Here is a 19,452-nt window from a genome sequence, read left to right as displayed (position 1 = left end):
CGTTACCTCCTTGCTACTTTTTTTCTACTAAGTCATGTTTAAATGCATAGATTGCTGCTTGCGTACGATCTTGCACATCTAATTTCGATAAAATATTACTTACATGCGTCTTCACCGTTTTTAAAGTGATGAAAAGTTCGTCTGCGATTTCTTGGTTGGATTTACCTTCCGCGATTAAAAGTAAGATTTCATTTTCACGATTCGTTAAATCATCATGTAAGTTTTTCTCTGGTTTAGCGGTTAGCCGTTGCATCATTTTGCCAGTTACTTCTGGTTCAAGAACAGAGTCTCCGCCGTATGTAGCTCGAATCGCATCTGCAATTTCGCTCGCTGTTGAAGTTTTAAGCATATAACTGCTCGCTCCAGCTTCAAGTGCCGGGTATACTTTTTCATCATCAATAAAACTTGTAACGATAATTATTTTTGCTTCTTTCCAGTTTTGCATAATTTCTTTTGTGGCTTCGATGCCGTCCATTTCATCCATAACTAAATCCATTAAAATAATATCTGGGCGTAGTTCTAGAGCCATATCAGCCCCTTCACGACCGTTCTCTGCCTCGCCAACCACTTCCATGTCATCTTGCACAGAAAGATAAGCTGAGACACCTATACGTACCATTTCATGATCATCTACAAGTAATACTTTTATCATTCGCTTTCCACGTCCTTTTTCGCAACAAGTGGGATTTTTATTTCTACACTAGTTCCTCTTCCTGGGAAACTAATTATTTTGATGGTGCCGCCGAATTCAGCAACTCGTTCTCGCATATTTTGTAATCCATAAGAGCCTTGTCGAACATTATCCATATCAAACCCAACGCCGTCATCAACTACTTTCATCACCGCTAAATTATCCATCGTTACGAGGCGTACTTCTAATAATTTAGCTTTAGAATGTCGTAATGTATTGGAAAGTAATTCTTGAACAATACGGAACAAATGATCCTCAATGCCTTTTTGCAAACTAATATCCTCGATTTGCCATTCTACTTCGATTGGCAATTTGGTTGTTAATTCTTTTAATAATTGCTCAATACCAGTTTTTAATGATTTACCCTCGAGTTGCGTTGGACGCAGATGAAGTAAAAGCGCCCGCATCTCTGATTGGGATTCATTTACGATAGATTCAACCATTTTTAGTTGTTTTTGCATCGCCGGTGTTGCGCTTTTTTCACTCTGTTCATTCAAAGCTGATAAAAGCATCATTGCTGCAAAAAGCTGTTGGCTCACTGAATCGTGTAATTCTCTAGCAATCCGGTGTCTCTCTTCTGACAAAATAGCTTCTTTCGTTTGGCCAGTTGATTCAGCACGGTCGCTTGCAAGTTTTTGTGTCAAAATCGTTTGTGCTTTCATTTTATCACGTAAGCGGTCGATTTGCTTGTATACTTGCTGCACTTCTAAAAAGTTCTCGTCTTCTTCACTCGTAATCTTTTTCTCCAAATCGCCTTGTCCGAGCAGCCGAATCGAAAAGTCAATTGATTCAAATTTTTGTTTAACAAAATACCCGAGCAAACCGCCTATAATTAAACCAATCGAAATGGCTGTAAGCGGAACGAAAACCACAAAGGGAATGTAAAAGATTTTTTGTTCGATGAGAATTTTATACCAAGAACCTTCACTAAAAAAATAGTAACCGACCGTACCGATGGCTGTAGCAACAAGTAGTAACCCTGAGCAAACAGCCATCATCAGTTTCGAAAAACTCATAGTCTAATCACCTCTAAATCTCCGAAGATTACAGAAGTCATGATTTTCACTTTTCGTGCGGAACTTTCGTAATTATCTGAGTAGACCTTGATGCTATTATTTTGAATAGAGGTGCTTTCTTTATCATATTGGATGTTTCCGAAAATTGCGGAATGTTCAATGCAAATACCGATATCAAATGGAACAAGTATCCGAATTTTTCCTGAGACACTACGAATCATAATGACACTTTCGCCAGTTGGTAAAACCGTGTTCCCTAAATCAAGAATCGTATCTCCAATCCCTGTTTGAATATTGATGTCATCCCATTCATACACTACATCAAGTATACGCTGGTTACCGAACCACTGATTACGAATAAACTTATCCGTACGGTCAATCTTGCTGTCAGGTTCTCTCGTTTTGAGCATCAATAATTGGGGTGCCCGCTTCCTACTAATGTAGTGAATGATCGCATAAATACCTGCAACAACAAGCCCAACTTTAAACGTGGTTGTAAGTAACACGGCGATAATGATAAATACGATACCAATAAATAATGAGTTTCTTGCACTTTTCTTTGTTGCGCTTGCCTTCCTTGATGTAAAGATAAAAAATATCCCGAGTGCAAATAAAATAAGCAACTCCCACTGGAACAGCATCTCCAAACCAACGCCAACAATAATCGCAATTAAAAATACAAAAACAACCGAGCTTTCCATTTTTTTCAAGCTGACACACCTCCTTACGTTCCTCTTTTGACAAAGTTATTTCTCGATTTTTGCTACTTTGTACATGCTGTGTTAATTATAGCGAGGATTTACTGATTGAAACAACCGCGCTAGTTGGAACATCCCCTACTACTTTAGTCCGATGTTTCTTCCGTTATTTTTGTAACGACACCATTCTCTTGAGTGATTCGTCTTGCTTTTAAAAGCGTACCAATTGCACGCTTGAATTGGGCTTTACTAATACCAAATTTGGCACGAATGGCATCTGGATCTGATTTATCTCCGAATGGCATTTCTCCGCCAACACTTCGCAAATAAGTTAAAATCATTTCCGCGTCATCATTTAATACTTCATGTGCTCTACCACGAAGCGATAAATTAAGAGACCCGTCCGGTTTTACAGCGATAACACGAGCCTTCACACGTTCGCCCATTCTTGGTTCCGAAGTTCGTTCACTTTCATGTATAAATCCAATATGAAAATCATCCGTAAAAACAAATGAACCGACTTTTAATAAACGATAAATAGTTCCTTCGACATTATGGTTAAATAGATCTTGTTCTGCACGAACGGCAATTGCGCGGAATTGTTCTTCTTCTGCAAGGACGCCCCAAACACGATTTTCTTCATCCACACGTAGCGCAATCATCACGCGATCTTCTTTTTTCGGCCACAAGTGTGGTAATGCAGGTAAGTCATCCAATGATACCACCACGTCTTTTTCAATGCCGATATCGACAAAAACACCTAAATGTTTACGTACTTCTGTCACCGTTCCCCAGCCGTAATGCCCTACTTGAATTTTTGGAATAATCGTTGTTGCTGCAATTTCGCGGTCATAGTCCACAAAAATAAATACGGTTACTTCTGCTCCAACAGCAAGTTCCGTTTCATGTGTATTTGATTTAGATAAAAAAACAGTTACTCCGTCTTTTTCAAGGAGCCATCCTGTATCTTTGATTTCTTTCACTGTCATTATTTGGCTTTTGCCAATATAGTTATTCACTTTTTTTCCACCTTTTCCTTAAGAATAGTCTTGTTTCATTATAGCTTATCTAAGCTTGTAAGGCTACCTGCTACGAAGAATCAATCTTTGTTTATTTGTTGCTGTAAAATATCGATTTTTTCTTTTAAAATGTCTTTGGAAAAATCATTGGCTTCTCTAGCCGCACTTCCTACATGGTAGTCGCTATGATTTAATGTCGCTTGGAAGGTCGCGATATTTTCTGGTTTGACGCCACTTCCAACTAAAATTTGGAATGAATCTGGCTGTGCTTCGCTATCTTGAATCCAGCGTTTTAGGCGTGGCAAAGAGTCAAGTGCGTTTGCTGTACCACCTGAAGTTAATAATTGGTTGATGTCTTTCCCATATGTACGTAAAACTTGGTAACTCGCTTCGATATCTTTAGTTGCTTCCAGCGCCCGGTGGAAAGTTAAGTCTAAATCACCTTTCCATTCTATTACTTTTTCGAGAAGAGCTTGATCGATTTCTCCATTTTCTGTTATACCACCATAAACAATCCCTTGCACACCAACCTCTTTTGCAAGCTCAATATCTCGTTCCATGACTATTCTGGCTGCCTTATCATAGACAAAAGAAAAACTATGTGGTCGAATCATCATCATCGCTGGTAACTTAGAGGCACGTACGATTTCTTTAATAGCACCATAACTTGGAGTCAAACCGCCTTCGCTTATTGCTGAAACTACTTCCATTCTATTCGCGCCGTATTTTTCCGCTAAGTAAGCGTCTCTTGGATTTTGAACTATCACTTCTAACATATTATTCCGCTCCTTTTAATTACTAATTACCTTCATTCTACCCTTTTATGACGTGCTTGAATACAAAAAAATCCATGAAAAGAAAATTACCTTTTCACGGATTTTGTTTCATTATTTTAAATTAGTTGTAATGACTTCGGTTTTTCCTGCTTCTGCCTTAGTTACAGCATGGAAATCAAAATCATATTTACCTTCTGAGCTATTCGTTATAACCATTGGTACAACAGTACTTGCAGCATTTTTTTCAATAAAATCAAAGTCAGCTTCTACAATAGGATCGCCTACTTTTACTTTATCTCCTACACTGACTAAAACGTTGAACCCTTCTCCATTTAAGGATACGGTTTCTAAGCCGATATGTACAAGAATTTCTTGTCCCATATCCGTACGAATGCCAAAAGCATGTTTTGTTTCTGCCAATTGAATAATTTTCCCGTCTATTGGAGCGACAATGGTACCAGTTTCTGGTTTGATTGCAATGCCTTCTCCCATCATTTTTTGATTAAAAACTGGATCTGGAACATCTTCTAATGCAATAACTTGCCCAGTTACGTGAGCGAATAGTACTTCTTGTTTCGATTTTTTTAAAAATTTTTTAAACATGCATCTTCCTCCTAGCAATTTCATGAATCAACTACTATTTTACCCTTATAGAGAAAAAAAGGCACGGAGAAACTATCAAGCATCACTTGATTTTCTTCATGCCTTTTTAAACGTTTATTTGCTTGTTTTTAAATCTTCAATGGAATTAATGTTTGTCATGTATTTTGGAACTGCTAGACCGATTTTAGCACCTTTTAAGTTTGGTCCTAAATCTTCAAATTTTCCTTTATAATCTTTGTAGTAGATCCCGGAAGTATTTGGAAGCCATGCAGCAACCATACCATCAGCTGCATCCGTAGCAACGGACGCCCACATCGGTTGAATTTCCATTGCTTGAATCGTTGGTTTGTAGCCAACTTGTTTTAATGCTTCTGCGACAACGTTTGTAGAGGCAATTTCAGAATCCCAAGCTACATAAGTTAACTTGATTTCATCGCCATCTACTTTTTCCACGCCATCCGTCCATTTTGCTACTTTTTCTGGATTATTTTTAATCCATTTTTTAGCGGCTTCTTCTGGATCTACACCGTCATTAACTTCAAGCATTACTTCAGACATATCTTCCGCAGTCCAGAAGAAATTATCTAGCACTTGGTAAGCGGAAGGTTTATCTTCTTTTAAGCCTTTACGTACAATGGTGTGGATATTTTCTGCATTACCATAAACATTTTTGGGATCATCCAAAAATTTCAAATCAAATTTTGTAAACATCCAGTGCGGGGTCCAACCAGTCACAACAATCGGGCGCTTATCTTTCATCGCTTTTTGAAGTGTACTTGTCATCGCCGCGGTAGAACTTGTTTGTAATTGCCAATTATCATCATCTAAATGGTAATCTTTAATCGCATTTTGTGTTGCAAGCATAATTCCTGCTCCAGCATCAATTCCTGTGATTGTATAATTGATTTGTTCGCCTAAATCTTTTTTCGCGTCATAAGGAGCAAGGGTTGTTCCGCAGGCTGCTAAAGTGAAAATAAGCATAGCCAAAACTGCGGTGGTGATTAATTTTTTTAGCAATCTACTCTCCTCCTCATTCTGATTTCGCTTTTTTATTGAAAGCTTGTGTCAGACGGTCTAGGATGATTGCTACGATAACAATCGCAATCCCAGCTACAAATCCGCCACCAGCGTCGTTACGTCCTACTGCGAAGTAAACACGTGTTCCAAGTCCCATTGCACCGATCATTGAAGCAATTACGACCATGGAAAGTGCTAACATGATACTTTGGTTAATACCCGCCATCATGGTTGATTTCGCCATTGGTAGCTGTACTTTCCAAAGTTTTTGCCAAGGTGTTGAACCGAACGAATCGGCTGCTTCTACAAGCTCTGTTGAAACTTGGCGAATACCTAGATTAGTCATACGAACAGTTGGAGGCATTGCGAAAATAACAGAAGCCACAACCCCTGGAACCATTCCAATTCCGAAAAATGCTACGGCAGGAATTAAGTAAACGAAGGCTGGCATAGTTTGCATAAAATCGAGTACCGGTTTGAAGATACTTTCAACAATATTGCTTTTCGCCATCCAAATACCAAGTGGAACCCCAATAACAAGCGCAATTAAACTACTTGTCAGAACGAGCGTTAATGTTTGTGTCATATCACGCCAGAAATCTAAGTTCCAAATTAACAGTAAACCGACAACTTCAAAGATAATTAAACCCCATTTTTTGCCTTTACGGTTAACCCAGAAAGTTCCAAGTACTAGTAAAATAATAAATAACCACGGTGGAACTAAATCGAACACCCATTGGAATGCATCAACAATCCCGCCAATGATATTTGTAATTACATTAAAAAATCCTTCAAATTGCGTTAAGCCATCCACTAATTTGTCAATCCAACTAGCTAATGGAATCGTTGGAATATTAGGCATTAACGTTCACCTCGTTTCCAGAAAGTGCGGCCAGAACGGATCCGCGAATGATAATTCCTTTTAATTTTCCATCTTCGGTTACAGCAATCGGAATCGTTGTTGTCGAGATAGTATCCATGATTTCTGCAAGTGGCGTATCTAGGCCAGTTGTAGGTACATCACGATGTAAAGCTGTTTCTAGTGAAGTAATATTTTCTTTTACTAGTTTAGAAACTTCCGCTGCATGGACAATACCAACCAGCTCACGATTACGTTTAACAACGAATACACTGGAAGTTCCAGCCTCACGCATCCGTTTAAGCGCAACACGAGGACCATCTTTTTCAAAATTAACGATTTCTGGACGTATCATTACGTTGCTCGCTGTATAAACTTTGGAACGATCTACATCTTCAATGAATTTTTCAACGTATTCATTTGCTGGATGTGCCAGAATTTCTTCCGGGGAACCTGTTTGAACGACAGAGCCATCACGCATAATCATAATGTGGTCACCAATACGTAGTGCCTCATCCAAATCATGGGTAATAAAGATGATTGTTTTCTTCATTTTATCTTGTAAATCTAGTAATTGATCTTGCATATCTTTTCTGTTAAGTGGGTCAAGTGCAGAGAAAGCTTCATCCATGAGTAAAATATCTGGATTGTTAGCAAGTGCTCTCGCAAGCCCTACACGTTGCTGCATCCCACCAGAAAGTTGCGAAGGATATTGTTCGCCGTAACCAGCTAAACCAACAAGTGCAAGCGATTCTGCTGCATTTTTCTCGCGCTCTTCTTTGTCCATTCCTTGAATTTCAAGGCCGTATTCTACGTTACGATTAATCGTTCTATTCGGAAATAAACCAAAGTTTTGGAAGACCATACTCATGCTTTTTCTTCTAACTTCCAAAAGTTCTTTTTTATTTAGACTAGATAGTTCTTTTCCGTCAAGCCAAATTTTTCCGCTCGTAGGCTCAATTAGACGGTTTAAAAGTCGTACCAAAGTCGACTTCCCACTACCTGAAAGCCCCATAATAACGAAAATTTCTCCTTCTTCTACGCTAAAAGATGCTTTATTAACACCAATAGTCGCCCCTGTTTCTTTCAAAATCTCTGTTTTCGATTTCCCCTGAGAAAGTAAAGAAGATGCTTTAGAAGCCTTTTTTCCAAAAATCTTCGTTAGCTCTTCTACTTTAATCTTGCTCAAAATAAAATCCCCTTTCTTTTTTTAGATTGAATTATTTATTAGGCAAAAATTCGGCCCATATCACTTTTAAAAAAAGCAATAACATTTATCATTGTACACAAGTTTTGGCTCAGTTTCACATCATACAGTTTGGTTTGCGCTATTTTGCACATTTTAGAAAGCGCCTCCATCTTACAACAACAGCGGCTGACAGTTTTTTAATTTTTTTTGTAAAAAAGGAGGATTTTTCACGAAAAAAGCGCATTTTCTGGGGATAATTTATTTTAAAAACAGCATTTTTATAAAATATTTGTTAGAATAGAAAAGGACATTTCATTTAGGAAGGGGGAGATGAAATGGATGGAGAACTTTCAAAGGATGTGGACCAGAAGATGAATTTACTCAAAAAGTGGTTCAGTTCTATTGACTGGGACCAATTTTGGAATCATATTATTTCAGTAGGAATAAAAATTGCCATTTTAATTGCTCTTTATTTTATTTTCCGCGTGGTTGGGAATAAAATTATCCGTAGTTTCTTCCGCAAATATCGGCAACAACAAGCAGTTTCTGTTGGGCGCGCGGACACGTTAGAAAGCTTGATTTCTAATTTTTACGGCTATGTTTTATTCTTCACTTTTGCGATTTTATTATTACAGAACTTTATGGATGTTACAGCGATTATTGCAAGTGCTGGGGTGGCGAGTTTGGCTATTGCCTTTGGTGCGCAAGGACTTGTTAGTGACGTTGTGACTGGATTTTTTATTTTACTTGAACGTCAACTTGATGTTGGTGATACGATTACCATTGGACTAGTTAATGGAACAATAGAAGCACTTGGACTTAGAACAACACAGGTACGTGATTTTGATGGCACGCTTCATTTCATTCCTAACAGGCAAATTATGGTCGTTAGTAATCATTCGCGCGGTAATATGCGTGTGATGGTGGACATTCAAATTAGTCCACATGAAGATCCGGAAAAAGCAATTAAAATTATCGGTGAGGTTTGTGACGTAGCTGCAAAAGAAAATAAAAATATCGTTGAGCCCCCTGTTGTATTAGGTGTGCAAAACATTGACGCAACAAACATGATTATCCGCGTAGTCGGTAAAGCAGTGAACGGCGAGCAGTATTCTGTTCAACGTGACTTACTCAAAGATATTCGCGAAGCACTCGCAGAAAACGAAATCGAGTTACCACTTAATTTTGTCAGCACCTTCGGACCAAATAATAATTAAAAAGACGCCAATTCGCTCCTTTTGAGAACGAATTGACGTCTTTTTATTTACTTTCCAAAAAGTGGATTAATACATCAATTGCAAATGGAATAGCTTCTTCTTTTGGACTAAGTTTCGCATGATGCAAACTGTACTCGGAATCCACGCCTAACCAAAACATAAACCCTTTAATTTCGGATAAAAAGTAACCAAAATCTTCTCCAGTCATCGCCGAACGAGCTGGCACATAACTTTCTGGATATTGTTCTTCCAAAAAGTGGATGAATGCTTCTGTTTCAACTGGATCATTGTCCACTTGATAATAATCCGAGCCAGGATGAAATTCAACTTCGCATTGGTAAGCTTCTTCCCAGCCTTTCGCTAGCTGTTTCAAACGAGTCCAAACAATCTCCATTGTTTCAGGGGAAAGCGTTCGAATGGTTCCATCTAAATAAGCAGTTTCCGCAATGACATTTTGAATTTCTCCGCCATGAATTCGGCCAATCGTAATAACTGCACTATCCATTGGATCAATATTCCGACTTATAATCGTTTGCATTTGCCCAACAAACGCACTTGCTGCGACAACCATATCATTCGCCAAATGAGGATACGCCGCGTGTCCACCTTTTCCTTTAAACGAAATAAAAAGTTCCGATGTATTCGCAAAAAGTAAACCTGGCTTAATTGCAATTTCTCCGACTTTGTATTCTGGTGCGATATGAAGCCCATAAATGCTATCCGGTCGCCACTCGGCAAATTCAGCGCTTTCCATGATGGGTTTTGCACCACCTGGACCTTCTTCGGCAGGCTGGAAAACGAAAAGCAAATTATCTTTGGCTGGTTTACTCGCAAAATGCGTCAATACACCAAGCGCGATACTCATATGTAAATCGTGCCCACAAGCATGCATATTGCCAGGATGTTTTGATGCAAAAGGCAGCCCAGTTTCTTCTGTAATTGGCAACGCATCAATATCGGTACGATAACCAATTGTTTTTTCTGGATTAGTTCCTTTTACTAAAACCAAAATCCCCGTACGCCATTTTTTCACTTCTAAATGTTCACTCGGTAATTTGCTAATATAGTCTAATAAATAGGCTTGGGTTTTAAGCTCTTTATAACCTGTTTCAGGAATTTGGTGTAACTCTCGTCGAATGGCAATAAATTCATTTAACACAGCGATTCTCTCCTTCTAAAAAAGGACTGCTTCGCCAACAGACGAAACAGTTCCCTTTAATTTTTAAAGTTGACGAAGTTCTTGCATGATTTCTGTTTTAGAAGCTGTTTTTGCGTCTAATTTTTTAAGTTCACGTGCAGGAATCCCAGCCACAACTGTTCCAGGAGCTACGTCTTTTGTAACGATTGCGCCAGCTGCTACGACTGCGCCTTCTCCAATACGTACACCTTCTAAAACAACCACATTGGCGCCTACAACAACATTATCTTCTACGACAACTGGTTGTGCGGATGGTGGTTCCACTACGCCAGCAAGCACAGAACCTGCACCGATATGGCAATTTTTACCAACCGTTGCGCGCCCGCCTAGAACAACATTCATATCAATCATAGTACCGTCACCGATAACAGAACCAATATTAATGCTTGCTCCCATCATAATTACAGCATTATCACCAATAGTTACTTGGTCGCGAATAACTGCGCCTGGCTCAATACGTGCGTTAATATTTTTCATATCTAACAAAGGAATAGCCGAGTTACGACGATCATTTTCGATAACATAATCTTCAATATTCGCTTTATTTGCTTCTAAAAATGGCTCAACAACTGCCCATTCTCCAAAAATAGTTCCCGCATTTCCAGTAATGAAAGTTTTAACATCACTAGGGAAATCAATTTTTTCTAAGTCCCCTTTAAGGTAAACTTTTACAGGTGTTGCTTTCTTGCTATTTTGAATAAAAGAAATAATTTGATGTGCATCCATTTGTTCCATGAATTTTTGTCCCCTTCCGATACGTTCTGTTTTCTATTTTGCCATAGCTATTTAACTTGTTCAAGGAATTTATCTGTTATTTCTAAAAACGCCTTCACTTGTGGTAAACTGAGTGACTGTTCATAGGTCAGCAAGTTGGTTTCCCGGCTTAAAATCGAGCCATCTTTTTCTGTTAAAGGAATTTTGTTGATTTTATCTGTGTAGCCTATCATCGTCACTTCCGGTAAAATTGCAAAACCAATACCATTTAAGGCCATTTGTCTAGAGGTTTCCATCTGATCCATAAGCATTGCTTGGCGTGGCATTTTTCCGAAATTTCGTTGCCAGTAGTCTTGAATAACTTGGTAATAATTCGAATCACTGCGAAATTGAATAAATGGTCGATTAGTTTGGAAAACTTCTTCAATTTTGGTAATTTCTGTGTCTACTAAAATTAATTTGTCATTAAATAACGGTTTTTGAACACTTTTCCATGTGGAGCTTCCACGGACAATGCCGATATGGACATTTCCAGCAGCGAGTTGTTGCGTAACTTCACTGCTCCAGCCAGTTACAAGTGAAATTTGCACATTAGGGTATGTTCTTGAAAATGCTTTCAGAACCCGAGGAAGCCACATTTGCGCCACTACGCTTGCACAAGCAATTCGTAATGTTCCGCGGACAACGCCTTCCATCGCTTCGAGTTTTTCTTGAATAGTGTGCTCTCGTTCAATGACACTAGACGCATGACGAACAATAGCTTCTCCTTCTGGTGTAAGCAGTAAGCCTTTTTGTGTACGAATAAAAATTTTGGTATTCCATCTACTTTCAATCGTTTGTAAGCGTTGCGATAAGGCCGGTTGACTTAAAAATAGTTTTTCCGCACTTTTACGCATATTAAGCTCTTCTGCTAAACAAACAAGTAATTCATATTCTGTTACAATCATCTATTTTCCTCCACCTGCAAATGAATATAACGATTGACTTGTTTTAAAACAACACGTCTTGTTACTATCCCTTCAAAATGGTGGTCAGCATCTACAACACATACAAAAGGATGATCCACAAGTAAGTGCACAATTCGTTCGTTATTGTTAAAATCTTTGATTACTGGGAAATCCGTTTGCATGACATCCTCTACTTTTAAGTCTTCTAATCGTTCAAATTCGATACGTTCGAGTCCAAGAATGGCATCCGTAATCATTGCTGCACTTATTAATCCATGGAGTTTAAATTCAAAGTCTAGTACAGGAATAACTGAATAACCACATTTAGTTAAAACAAGTAATGCATGTTCTAAATTATTACCAAGCTGTACATGAGCAACCTTTTCAGCGGAAATCATCGAATCAGCTAGTTCATTATCAATAAATTGTCCAAATCTATTTGAGATCATTTAGAATCTTCCTCTTCCTTTATTTTCAAGCTCTACGAAGTTTCTTTCAACTTTTTAAAATAAATCGAAACTTTTCCATCTCCTATTCTACCATACTATTTGGTCTAATTTCTTTCATTTAGTGCTTGAAAACAAAAAAAGCTGTGAATATAAATTCACAGCCCCCTAAGTAAACCACCGGCTTATCCGATCTTTACCATGTTATTCGTTTTCTTGTAGCGTTTCAAAAATTTCGATAGCAGTCATATCAATATCATCGAATTGATATTTACTATTGTCGCCGTAGATTTCTACTTCAAATGAGTTAGAAGCTTGAAAAAACTTTACTTCGCACACGGGCGTACCATTTTTTTCAAAACGTCTTGCTTGTGTTTCAGCAGACTCATCTTCTTGCATTGCATGTAAACGTTGAATAATTCCCAATAACTGAGACATCTTACACTCTCCTCTCAAATCCACCATCTGACGTGCAAAAATTGGCATACCTTGCTATTATACGCGCGTGGCAATGCTTTTTTACATATTTCCTCATATCTGGTTTTTTCGCCATATCTTATTTCTTTCACTATACTACCAAATTTTATCGCAAACCGCACGTATAACGCAAGGGTTCTGGAAATATTCAGAAAAAGAAATTATTTTAAATTAACCTAAAAGACATGATTTGTTCTACTTTGCCGTTATTTTATCCAAAAAAAAGACTATAAAAAGGGATTAACCTTCCTACAGTCTTTGATAATTAAAATTCATTTTTCTGATTAGCAGTAGCACTGATAATCATTTTTGTCGCTCGTACGATGGTTTTGTGGCGATTGAAACCTTTAACGCATATTGTTTGATCACCAATTGTTGCAAATACTTCGCCCCATGAACCACAGGGATTAAAGCCATAAGCATGTATTTTTAGCAAGCCATCTTTTGTTGGAAAAAAGAGAGCTTCGTATTTCCCTGGTTTAGTCATATCCGGTGGCCCCTTCCGCATTGAAGTAATCATTTCTAACTGAAAATGATTATCATTATTAAAACTATCTTATAGTATTCTACATAAAAGTGCAAGGTTTTTTAGGTATATTTTCAGACATTTTGCTTTTCTTCCTTTTTAAGCTATAATGGAATGAAATCACGAAGCTTACTCCCACCTGATTTTCACGGGATTTTCTTATAAAGAAAGGTGACGAAAATGACAAAATCTATTCGACCAGAATTACGCGATATTCAAGTAAGTGGTATCAGAACTTTTAATACACGAGTGACGGGTATTCCTGATATGATCCGTTTAACACTTGGCGAACCTGACTTTCCAACGCCTGAGCATGTCAAACAAGCGGCCATTTCAGCAATAGAAGAAAATTTCACCAACTATACACCCAATGCCGGGATGCCAGAATTACTCGAAGCAGCTTCCACTTATTTTCATGAAAAATATGACTTGTCCTATAATAATAAAGAAATTATCGTTACGGTCGGCGCTACAGAGGCTATCTCCGTTGCCTTGCAAACGATTTTGGAGCCTGGGGATGAAGTTATCTTACCAGACCCTATTTATCCAGGTTACGAGCCTCTAATTACGTTAAATAGAGCGCACCCGGTTAAAGTTGATACGACCGAAACTAATTTCAAATTAACACCTGAACAATTACGAGCACATATCACACCAAAAACTAAAGCACTTATCATTCCTTATCCATCCAATCCGACCGGTGTTACACTCTCTAAAAAAGAACTTTTCGCATTAGCAGAAGTACTAAATGAAACAGGTATTTTTGTCATTGCTGATGAGATTTACAGTGAATTAACTTATCACGAGGAGCACGTGAGCATTGCGCCTTTACTAAGAGAGCAGACAATCGTTATCAACGGTTTATCAAAATCTCACGCAATGATTGGTTGGCGAATTGGCTTTTTACTTGCACCAGAAGCCCTTACACAAGAAATGTTGAAAATCCATCAATATTCGGTTACTTGCGCAAGTTCCATTTCCCAAAAAGCAGCACTAGAAGCTCTTACTAACGGCAAAGACGATGCTTTTCAAATGCGAACTGAATACAAAACACGCGCTAATTTCACTCAAGATCGACTAGAAAAAATGGGCTTTACTGTCATCCCGCCAGATGGTGCATTTTACTTCTTCGTCAAACTTCCCGATGAAATAACCGAAAATGCTTTCGATTGGGCTGTAAAACTTGCTGAAGAAGCCAAGGTTGCAGTTGTTCCTGGAAATGCTTTTTCCGAAAAAGGCGATCGTTACTTCCGTCTTTCTTATGCTACTTCCTTTAATAATCTTGCTGAAGCATTAGATCGAATGGCTCAGTTTATAGCAAAATAAAAAAACATCCACTAACTTAAATTAAGTGGATGTTTTTTTAACGATAATATTTAATGAGCGCTTGCGTCCCTTCTTCACTCAAACCTTGTTCAGCTAGCGTTTGATACATTTTTTCAGCTAAAGTTAGCCCAGGAAGTTCTAAGCCCATTTGTTTTGCTTCTGAGATTGCGATTCCCATATCTTTTATAAAATGCTTAATAAAGAAACCCGGAGAAAAATCATCCTTAAGTACACGTGGAATCAAGTTTGCAAGCGACCAACTGCCTGCTGCACCACCTGAAATTGAATCGAGAACACTTGATGGATTAAGTCCAGCCGCCTCCGCATAAATGATCGCTTCAGTCACACCAATCATGTTGGAAGCAATTGCAATTTGATTCACCATTTTGGTATGTTGTCCAGCACCTGCATCACCTTGCAGAATCACACTGCTACCAAGAATGTCAAAAATTGGTTTCACTTTTAAAAATACGTCTTCAGATCCTCCTACCATAATTGCGAGCGTGCCATTTTTCGCGCCTATGTCGCCACCTGAAACAGGAGCATCGAGTACACCGATTCCTTTTTCACGGCCAAATTCAGCCATTTTTTTAGCTAATGCCGGTGAGGAAGTTGTCATATCGATTGCTACTGTGCCAACCGCTAAATTTTCTAAAAAGCCATTTTCGCCTAAGTAAAGCTCTTCCACATCTTTTGGATAACCAACCATTGAAATTAATATATCCACTTTATTAGCCAATTCTCCTGGTGTTTTTATCCATAGTGCTCCTTTTTCAAGTAAATCTTCTGCTTTTGTTTTTGTGCGAGTATACACCAATACTTCATAACCAGCCTCCAGTAAATGCCCTGCCATACTCGAACCCATTACGCCTGTACCAACAAATCCAATTTTCTCCATCAGGCTAACCTCCTATCTAAAAGTAACACCTATAATCGCTAAAAACGCAAAAAACAATAGTAATAAACCAAGTAAGACCATATGTACTTTTTTATACATTACAGTAATAGCAATAAATTCTCGAATTAACGCATTAGGCATATAGTATAAAGCTGTTTTTGCACCAATCCCTTGACTCTTCAAGCCCGCTTTTCTTGCATAAATACCTGCTCTAAATAAATGAAAATTATTCGTTGAAAATAAACTATTATAGTTTGACATAATTGCATCCATTTTTGCCTTTGAAAATTTCATATTTTGCAGTGTATTAACGGATTGATCTTCCATAATAATAAAATTTTCATCAATGCCTTTTTCTAATAAATAACCTCGCATCGCTTCTGCTTCTGAAATAGTTTCATTAGCACCTTGTCCACCAGATACGATAAAAGTAGCTCGTTTGCCTTTTTTGGCGTATTGCTTGTCGTAGAACTTAATAGCGCGATTCAACCGACTAGCAAGCAATGGAGGCACTCTATCACCGCCTATCAGACCACTTCCTAGTACAATCAGAAAATCTTGATTATATCTTGGGAAATTAAATTGATAGAGAAAAGTCGATAAAAGAAACGATAAAAATAAAAAGGAAAAATAACCAACTAATGCCACAATAAAAACTACCACAATCCCAAGAATCGGACTACCTGTTTTTAAAATACTACCGAACCATGTAATAATAAGTGCTAAAATGCCTAAACCAATAATTAAAGGAAGCATATTGGCTAATTTACGCCCTTCACGTTTCAACATTAATCGTCCATTTACAATGAGCATCGTTGCTATCCCTACAACAAAAAATGGAATAAGTAAAACTAATAAAAGTAACACCGTCCCCATAACCGAGACGAGTAGTTCATTCCCTTTTGAAAAAGTAGCATAAACCACCGAAAGCACAGAAAAAAATAGTGCCATTGTCAAAATAATCCCATTGCTAATACGTCGTCTATCTATAAACGACAAGACAATGAACAGAAGCAGAAAAAAACCTGCTAATAGATAGATAACCAATCTTGTTGCCCCCTTTTAAAACTAACTGTATTTCCAATTATACTTGGGCGGAGGCTATTTCACAACATAAAAAGACCTAGACAACAAAATTGTCTAGGTCTTTATTCAGATATTATTCTGCAGTATATTTTTCAACTAATTCTACAACTTCTTCTGCTGTAGATTTATTTAAAGCTTCTTCCGCTAATTTCACCATTTCAGATTGATCTAAACGTTTGATTAACGAACGAGATTTAAGAATGCTTGAAGCACTCATTGAAAATTCATCTAAGCCTAGGCCTAAAAGAAGTGGTACAGCCGTTTGATCTCCAGCCATTTCTCCACACATACCAGTCCATTTGCCCTCTTTATGAGAAGCATCGATAACCATTTTGACTAAACGTAAAATGGATGGATTGTATGGTTGGTAAAGGTAAGAAACGCGTTCATTCATACGGTCTGCGGCCATTGTATACTGAATTAAGTCATTTGTTCCGATAGAGAAGAAATCAACTTCTTTCGCAAATTGATCAGCAAGAACTGCAGCAGCAGGAATTTCAATCATAATTCCAAGTTCGATGGAATCAGATACTTCTGTTCCAGCAGCTTTTAGTTTTGCTTTCTCATCTAGTAAAATATCACGCGCTTGACGGAATTCATTTACTGTTGCAATCATCGGGAACATAATTTTTAAGTTACCATATACACTTGCGCGAAGTAAGGCGCGAAGTTGTGTACGGAATAATTCTTCATTCGCAAAACAAAGACGGATTGCACGGAATCCTAAGAATGGGTTCATTTCTTCAGGAAGTTCTAGGTATGGTAACGTTTTATCGCCACCGATATCTAATGTACGAACAACCACAGATTTTCCGTCCATTCCGGAAACTACTGCTTTATAAGCTTCGAATTGCTCTTCTTCTGTTGGGAAATTGTCGCGACCCATGTACAAGAATTCTGTACGATAAAGTCCAACTGCTTCCCCACCGTTAGAAATAACACCTTCTAAATCATTCGGAGTTCCGATGTTTGCTGCAAGCTCCACGTGAACGCCGTCTTTAGAAACGGTTTTTTCATTTTTAAGTTTATCCCATTCTGCTTGTTGTAAAGCAAAATCAGATTTAATTTTTTCATAGTGAGCGATTTGTTCTTCTGTTGGGTGGATGATAACATTACCTTCCAAACCATCAATAATAACAATATCGTTTTTCGCTACGCTAGCAGTAACTTCTTTTGTTCCAACTACTGCTGGAATTTCAAGAGAACGTGCCATAATAGCGGAGTGAGAAGTACGTCCACCAATATCCGTTACGAAACCTTTAACAAAGTTACGGTTAAGTTGTGCGGTATCGGAAGGCGTTAAATCAGCTGCAACAACAACTACTTCCTCATCAATTAAAGCTGGATTAGGAATAGTTACACCTAGTAAGTGAGAAAGAACACGTTTACGTACATCTTTAATATCCGCTGCACGTTCACGCATGTATTCGTTGTCCATAGATTCAAACATACCAATAAACATGTCTGTCGTTTCTTGTAAAGCTGTTTCTGCATTCGTTTTAGAATTTTTGATACTTTCTTCAATTGGTCCTGTTAATTCAGGATCATTTAACACTAGAAGATGCGCGTCAAAAATTTGTGCCTTATCTTCGCCTAAGTCTTTAGCAGCTTTCTCACGAATCATTGAAAGTTCTGTTCTAGAAACTTCTAACGCGCTTTCAAAACGCTTTACTTCACTCTCAACATCCGTAACTTCTGTTTTTTCATAGGAAAGATCAGGTTCAACGAGCAGATAAGCTTTCGCAATGGCAATCCCATCAGATGCTGCGATACCTTTCAACTCTTTAGCCATTATTCAGCCAATCCTTCTTTCTTAAGAACTTCAGTTAGTCCTTCAATTGCTTCTTTTTCATCGCTACCTTCAGTGTAGATAGTAATGTCAGCGCCTTTACCAATACCAAGAGACATAACGCCCATGATTGATTTAAGGTTTACTTTTTTGCCAGTGTATTCAATTTGAACGTCAGAGCTGTATTTACTTGCAGCCTGCACCAATAGAGTTGCCGGGCGTGCGTGAATTCCTGTTTCATCGATTACTACAAAACTTGCTTGTTCCATAATTTACATTCTCCTTTGTAAAGAAATTTGTTGTAACCTTTTAAGCCGAAAAAACTTCAGCCAAAAAGACTATCCCTCAATTAAAAAGAGTACCATGTTTTACCTATTGTTACAACTATTTGATTAAAAATTTTTTAGAATGTTTTTTTGCAGAGCACCTTATTTCGCTCTTTTTAAATAGAAAAAATAGAACGTTTTTTTAAATTTATCTCTAAATTGTTTCTGTTTTGAATTAAATAGCACTTTTTAATGGCTTATAGTTGATTTTAATAGGTTTTTAGTGCAAAATTTAAGGAAGGTTCAAAAATGCATACATTCTTTTTCAGCAAGATAGACGCAACACCGAAAATTGAAGGAGTGATAACAATGGCAAAAGCACATGTTGGAGACATTATTGAATTTAAGGATGGCCTTACAGGAATCGTTGAAAAACTCAATGAGAATTCCGTTATAGTCGACTTAACTTATATGGAAAATTTTAAAGATTTAGGTATTGAAGAAAAAACAGTGGTTAACCACAAGAATTACCAAATTATTCATTCTGTAGAAGAAGATGATGAAGTTGAAAATGTAGAAGAAACAGAAGAATAAAAAAACAGAATAGTTTTTAAGCGCGCAAAAATAAAGCATTTCCGAGTGATAATGCTCTATATTTTTGCGTTTTTTATATGTATATAAACGGGGTAAAGGA

22 protein-coding genes are annotated in these 19,452 nt (G+C 37.8%); 3 read left to right on the top strand and 19 right to left on the bottom strand.

Features of this window, described 5'->3' with window-relative positions; genetic code table 11:
• Window positions 1-13: 13 nt before the first annotated feature.
• The 9 genes from LMOATCC19117_RS05300 to LMOATCC19117_RS05260 form a co-directional block, all read right to left on the bottom strand.
• Window positions 14-652, bottom strand: a complete 639-nt coding sequence (locus LMOATCC19117_RS05300) for a response regulator (protein WP_003722886.1) — start codon at window positions 650-652, stop codon at window positions 14-16.
• A complete protein-coding gene (locus LMOATCC19117_RS05295) occupies window positions 649-1,707 on the bottom strand; it encodes a sensor histidine kinase (RefSeq protein WP_003726436.1) in 1,059 nt (352 codons plus the stop codon). Before LMOATCC19117_RS05295 ends, LMOATCC19117_RS05300 begins: the two co-directional genes overlap by 4 nt.
• Window positions 1,704-2,417 carry a cell wall-active antibiotics response protein LiaF gene (liaF, locus tag LMOATCC19117_RS05290; protein ID WP_003734006.1) on the bottom strand — a complete coding sequence of 238 codons (714 nt, stop codon included), beginning with the start codon at window positions 2,415-2,417 and terminating at the stop codon, window positions 1,704-1,706. The genes LMOATCC19117_RS05295 and liaF overlap by 4 nt, the downstream gene beginning before the upstream one ends.
• A 134-nt stretch (window positions 2,418-2,551) precedes the next feature.
• Window positions 2,552-3,424, bottom strand: a complete 873-nt coding sequence (locus LMOATCC19117_RS05285) for a S1 RNA-binding domain-containing protein (protein ID WP_003730937.1) — start codon at window positions 3,422-3,424, stop codon at window positions 2,552-2,554.
• 80 nt (window positions 3,425-3,504) lie between these two features.
• Window positions 3,505-4,200 carry a copper homeostasis protein CutC gene (locus LMOATCC19117_RS05280; RefSeq protein ID WP_003726433.1) on the bottom strand — a complete coding sequence of 232 codons (696 nt, stop codon included), beginning with the start codon at window positions 4,198-4,200 and terminating at the stop codon, window positions 3,505-3,507.
• A gap of 111 nt (window positions 4,201-4,311) precedes the next feature.
• Window positions 4,312-4,803 carry a PTS sugar transporter subunit IIA gene (locus tag LMOATCC19117_RS05275; RefSeq protein ID WP_003726432.1) on the bottom strand — a complete coding sequence of 164 codons (492 nt, stop codon included), beginning with the start codon at window positions 4,801-4,803 and terminating at the stop codon, window positions 4,312-4,314.
• A 114-nt stretch (window positions 4,804-4,917) separates the two neighbouring features.
• Window positions 4,918-5,820: a glycine/betaine ABC transporter substrate-binding protein gene (locus tag LMOATCC19117_RS05270; protein ID WP_003734321.1), complete on the bottom strand. Its 903-nt coding sequence runs from the start codon at window positions 5,818-5,820 to the stop codon at window positions 4,918-4,920.
• Between the two features lie 13 nt (window positions 5,821-5,833).
• A complete protein-coding gene (locus LMOATCC19117_RS05265; RefSeq protein WP_003727040.1) occupies window positions 5,834-6,682 on the bottom strand; it encodes an ABC transporter permease in 849 nt (282 codons plus the stop codon).
• Entirely contained in the window at window positions 6,675-7,868 is a 1,194-nt protein-coding gene (locus LMOATCC19117_RS05260; protein WP_003727041.1) for a quaternary amine ABC transporter ATP-binding protein, read from the bottom strand. The genes LMOATCC19117_RS05265 and LMOATCC19117_RS05260 overlap by 8 nt, the downstream gene beginning before the upstream one ends.
• A gap of 371 nt (window positions 7,869-8,239) precedes the next feature.
• On the opposite strand from LMOATCC19117_RS05260, the gene LMOATCC19117_RS05255 reads away from it, so the two are divergent.
• Window positions 8,240-9,085, top strand: a complete 846-nt coding sequence (locus tag LMOATCC19117_RS05255; RefSeq protein WP_041931069.1) for a mechanosensitive ion channel family protein — start codon at window positions 8,240-8,242, stop codon at window positions 9,083-9,085.
• 43 nt (window positions 9,086-9,128) lie between these two features.
• Here the strand turns inward: LMOATCC19117_RS05255 and LMOATCC19117_RS05250 are convergent, their stop codons facing one another.
• The 6 genes from LMOATCC19117_RS05250 to LMOATCC19117_RS05225 form a co-directional block, all read right to left on the bottom strand.
• Window positions 9,129-10,244 (bottom strand): N-acetyldiaminopimelate deacetylase, encoded by a 1,116-nt coding sequence (locus LMOATCC19117_RS05250; RefSeq protein ID WP_003726428.1) that lies wholly within the window; start codon window positions 10,242-10,244, stop codon window positions 9,129-9,131.
• Between the two features lie 63 nt (window positions 10,245-10,307).
• Window positions 10,308-11,018, bottom strand: a complete 711-nt coding sequence (gene dapD, locus LMOATCC19117_RS05245; RefSeq protein WP_003727042.1) for a 2,3,4,5-tetrahydropyridine-2,6-dicarboxylate N-acetyltransferase — start codon at window positions 11,016-11,018, stop codon at window positions 10,308-10,310.
• A 47-nt stretch (window positions 11,019-11,065) separates the two neighbouring features.
• On the bottom strand, window positions 11,066-11,944 hold the full coding sequence (locus tag LMOATCC19117_RS05240; RefSeq protein WP_003727043.1) for a LysR family transcriptional regulator: 879 nt from the start codon (window positions 11,942-11,944) through the stop codon (window positions 11,066-11,068).
• Window positions 11,941-12,393 (bottom strand): cyclic-di-AMP-binding protein CbpB, encoded by a 453-nt coding sequence (gene cbpB / locus LMOATCC19117_RS05235; protein WP_003726554.1) that lies wholly within the window; start codon window positions 12,391-12,393, stop codon window positions 11,941-11,943. The genes LMOATCC19117_RS05240 and cbpB overlap by 4 nt, the downstream gene beginning before the upstream one ends.
• A 201-nt stretch (window positions 12,394-12,594) precedes the next feature.
• Window positions 12,595-12,828 carry a YkuJ family protein gene (locus tag LMOATCC19117_RS05230; RefSeq protein WP_003719227.1) on the bottom strand — a complete coding sequence of 78 codons (234 nt, stop codon included), beginning with the start codon at window positions 12,826-12,828 and terminating at the stop codon, window positions 12,595-12,597.
• 304 nt (window positions 12,829-13,132) lie between these two features.
• Window positions 13,133-13,354 (bottom strand): hypothetical protein, encoded by a 222-nt coding sequence (locus LMOATCC19117_RS05225; protein WP_003734320.1) that lies wholly within the window; start codon window positions 13,352-13,354, stop codon window positions 13,133-13,135.
• Window positions 13,355-13,573: 219 nt separating this feature from the next.
• Between LMOATCC19117_RS05225 and LMOATCC19117_RS05220 the strand changes: the two genes are divergently transcribed.
• Window positions 13,574-14,719 carry an aminotransferase class I/II-fold pyridoxal phosphate-dependent enzyme gene (locus LMOATCC19117_RS05220; RefSeq protein WP_003726552.1) on the top strand — a complete coding sequence of 382 codons (1,146 nt, stop codon included), beginning with the start codon at window positions 13,574-13,576 and terminating at the stop codon, window positions 14,717-14,719.
• Window positions 14,720-14,756: 37 nt separating this feature from the next.
• Here the strand turns inward: LMOATCC19117_RS05220 and LMOATCC19117_RS05215 are convergent, their stop codons facing one another.
• The 4 genes from LMOATCC19117_RS05215 to LMOATCC19117_RS05200 all read right to left on the bottom strand — a co-directional run bounded on the left by LMOATCC19117_RS05215 (window position 14,757) and on the right by LMOATCC19117_RS05200 (window position 18,761).
• Entirely contained in the window at window positions 14,757-15,617 is an 861-nt protein-coding gene (locus LMOATCC19117_RS05215; protein WP_003726551.1) for an NAD(P)-dependent oxidoreductase, read from the bottom strand.
• A 12-nt stretch (window positions 15,618-15,629) separates the two neighbouring features.
• On the bottom strand, window positions 15,630-16,664 hold the full coding sequence (locus LMOATCC19117_RS05210; protein ID WP_003734319.1) for a YdcF family protein: 1,035 nt from the start codon (window positions 16,662-16,664) through the stop codon (window positions 15,630-15,632).
• 112 nt (window positions 16,665-16,776) lie between these two features.
• Entirely contained in the window at window positions 16,777-18,495 is a 1,719-nt protein-coding gene (ptsP, locus tag LMOATCC19117_RS05205) for a phosphoenolpyruvate--protein phosphotransferase (RefSeq protein ID WP_003722867.1), read from the bottom strand.
• Window positions 18,495-18,761, bottom strand: coding sequence for a phosphocarrier protein HPr (locus LMOATCC19117_RS05200; RefSeq protein ID WP_003719221.1), 267 nt, complete (start codon window positions 18,759-18,761; stop codon window positions 18,495-18,497). The genes ptsP and LMOATCC19117_RS05200 overlap by 1 nt, the downstream gene beginning before the upstream one ends.
• Window positions 18,762-19,067: 306 nt before the next feature.
• Here LMOATCC19117_RS05200 and LMOATCC19117_RS05195 point away from each other — a divergent pair, with 306 nt between their 5' ends.
• On the top strand, window positions 19,068-19,352 hold the full coding sequence (locus LMOATCC19117_RS05195) for a YkvS family protein (protein WP_003726549.1): 285 nt from the start codon (window positions 19,068-19,070) through the stop codon (window positions 19,350-19,352).
• The last annotated feature ends 100 nt before the right edge of the window (window positions 19,353-19,452 follow it).

The sequence above is a fragment of the Listeria monocytogenes ATCC 19117 genome, from assembly GCF_000307025.1.
In the GTDB taxonomy this organism is placed as follows: domain Bacteria; phylum Bacillota; class Bacilli; order Lactobacillales; family Listeriaceae; genus Listeria; species Listeria monocytogenes_B.
Note: the sequence above shows the minus strand (reverse complement) of the source record. Positions and strands in the feature narration are given on the sequence as shown.

Bases quoted from the DNA above. Each gene is read 5' to 3' on its own strand.
- dapD (WP_003727042.1), bottom strand. From the start codon at position 11,018: ATGGAACAAATGGATGCACATCAAATTATTTCTTTTATTCAAAATAGC.
- LMOATCC19117_RS05240 (WP_003727043.1), bottom strand. From the start codon at position 11,944: ATGATTGTAACAGAATATGAATTACTTGTTTGTTTAGCAGAAGAGCTT.
- LMOATCC19117_RS05215 (WP_003726551.1), bottom strand. From the start codon at position 15,617: ATGGAGAAAATTGGATTTGTTGGTACAGGCGTAATGGGTTCGAGTATG.
- LMOATCC19117_RS05280 (WP_003726433.1), bottom strand. From the start codon at position 4,200: ATGTTAGAAGTGATAGTTCAAAATCCAAGAGACGCTTACTTAGCGGAA.
- LMOATCC19117_RS05295 (WP_003726436.1), bottom strand. From the start codon at position 1,707: ATGAGTTTTTCGAAACTGATGATGGCTGTTTGCTCAGGGTTACTACTT.
- LMOATCC19117_RS05275 (WP_003726432.1), bottom strand. From the start codon at position 4,803: ATGTTTAAAAAATTTTTAAAAAAATCGAAACAAGAAGTACTATTCGCT.
- LMOATCC19117_RS05220 (WP_003726552.1), top strand. From the start codon at position 13,574: ATGACAAAATCTATTCGACCAGAATTACGCGATATTCAAGTAAGTGGT.
- LMOATCC19117_RS05230 (WP_003719227.1), bottom strand. From the start codon at position 12,828: ATGTCTCAGTTATTGGGAATTATTCAACGTTTACATGCAATGCAAGAA.
- LMOATCC19117_RS05195 (WP_003726549.1), top strand. From the start codon at position 19,068: ATGCATACATTCTTTTTCAGCAAGATAGACGCAACACCGAAAATTGAA.
- ptsP (WP_003722867.1), bottom strand. From the start codon at position 18,495: ATGGCTAAAGAGTTGAAAGGTATCGCAGCATCTGATGGGATTGCCATT.
- LMOATCC19117_RS05255 (WP_041931069.1), top strand. From the start codon at position 8,240: ATGAATTTACTCAAAAAGTGGTTCAGTTCTATTGACTGGGACCAATTT.
- LMOATCC19117_RS05265 (WP_003727040.1), bottom strand. From the start codon at position 6,682: ATGCCTAATATTCCAACGATTCCATTAGCTAGTTGGATTGACAAATTA.
- LMOATCC19117_RS05225 (WP_003734320.1), bottom strand. From the start codon at position 13,354: ATGACTAAACCAGGGAAATACGAAGCTCTCTTTTTTCCAACAAAAGAT.
- cbpB (WP_003726554.1), bottom strand. From the start codon at position 12,393: ATGATCTCAAATAGATTTGGACAATTTATTGATAATGAACTAGCTGAT.
- LMOATCC19117_RS05200 (WP_003719221.1), bottom strand. From the start codon at position 18,761: ATGGAACAAGCAAGTTTTGTAGTAATCGATGAAACAGGAATTCACGCA.
- LMOATCC19117_RS05300 (WP_003722886.1), bottom strand. From the start codon at position 652: ATGATAAAAGTATTACTTGTAGATGATCATGAAATGGTACGTATAGGT.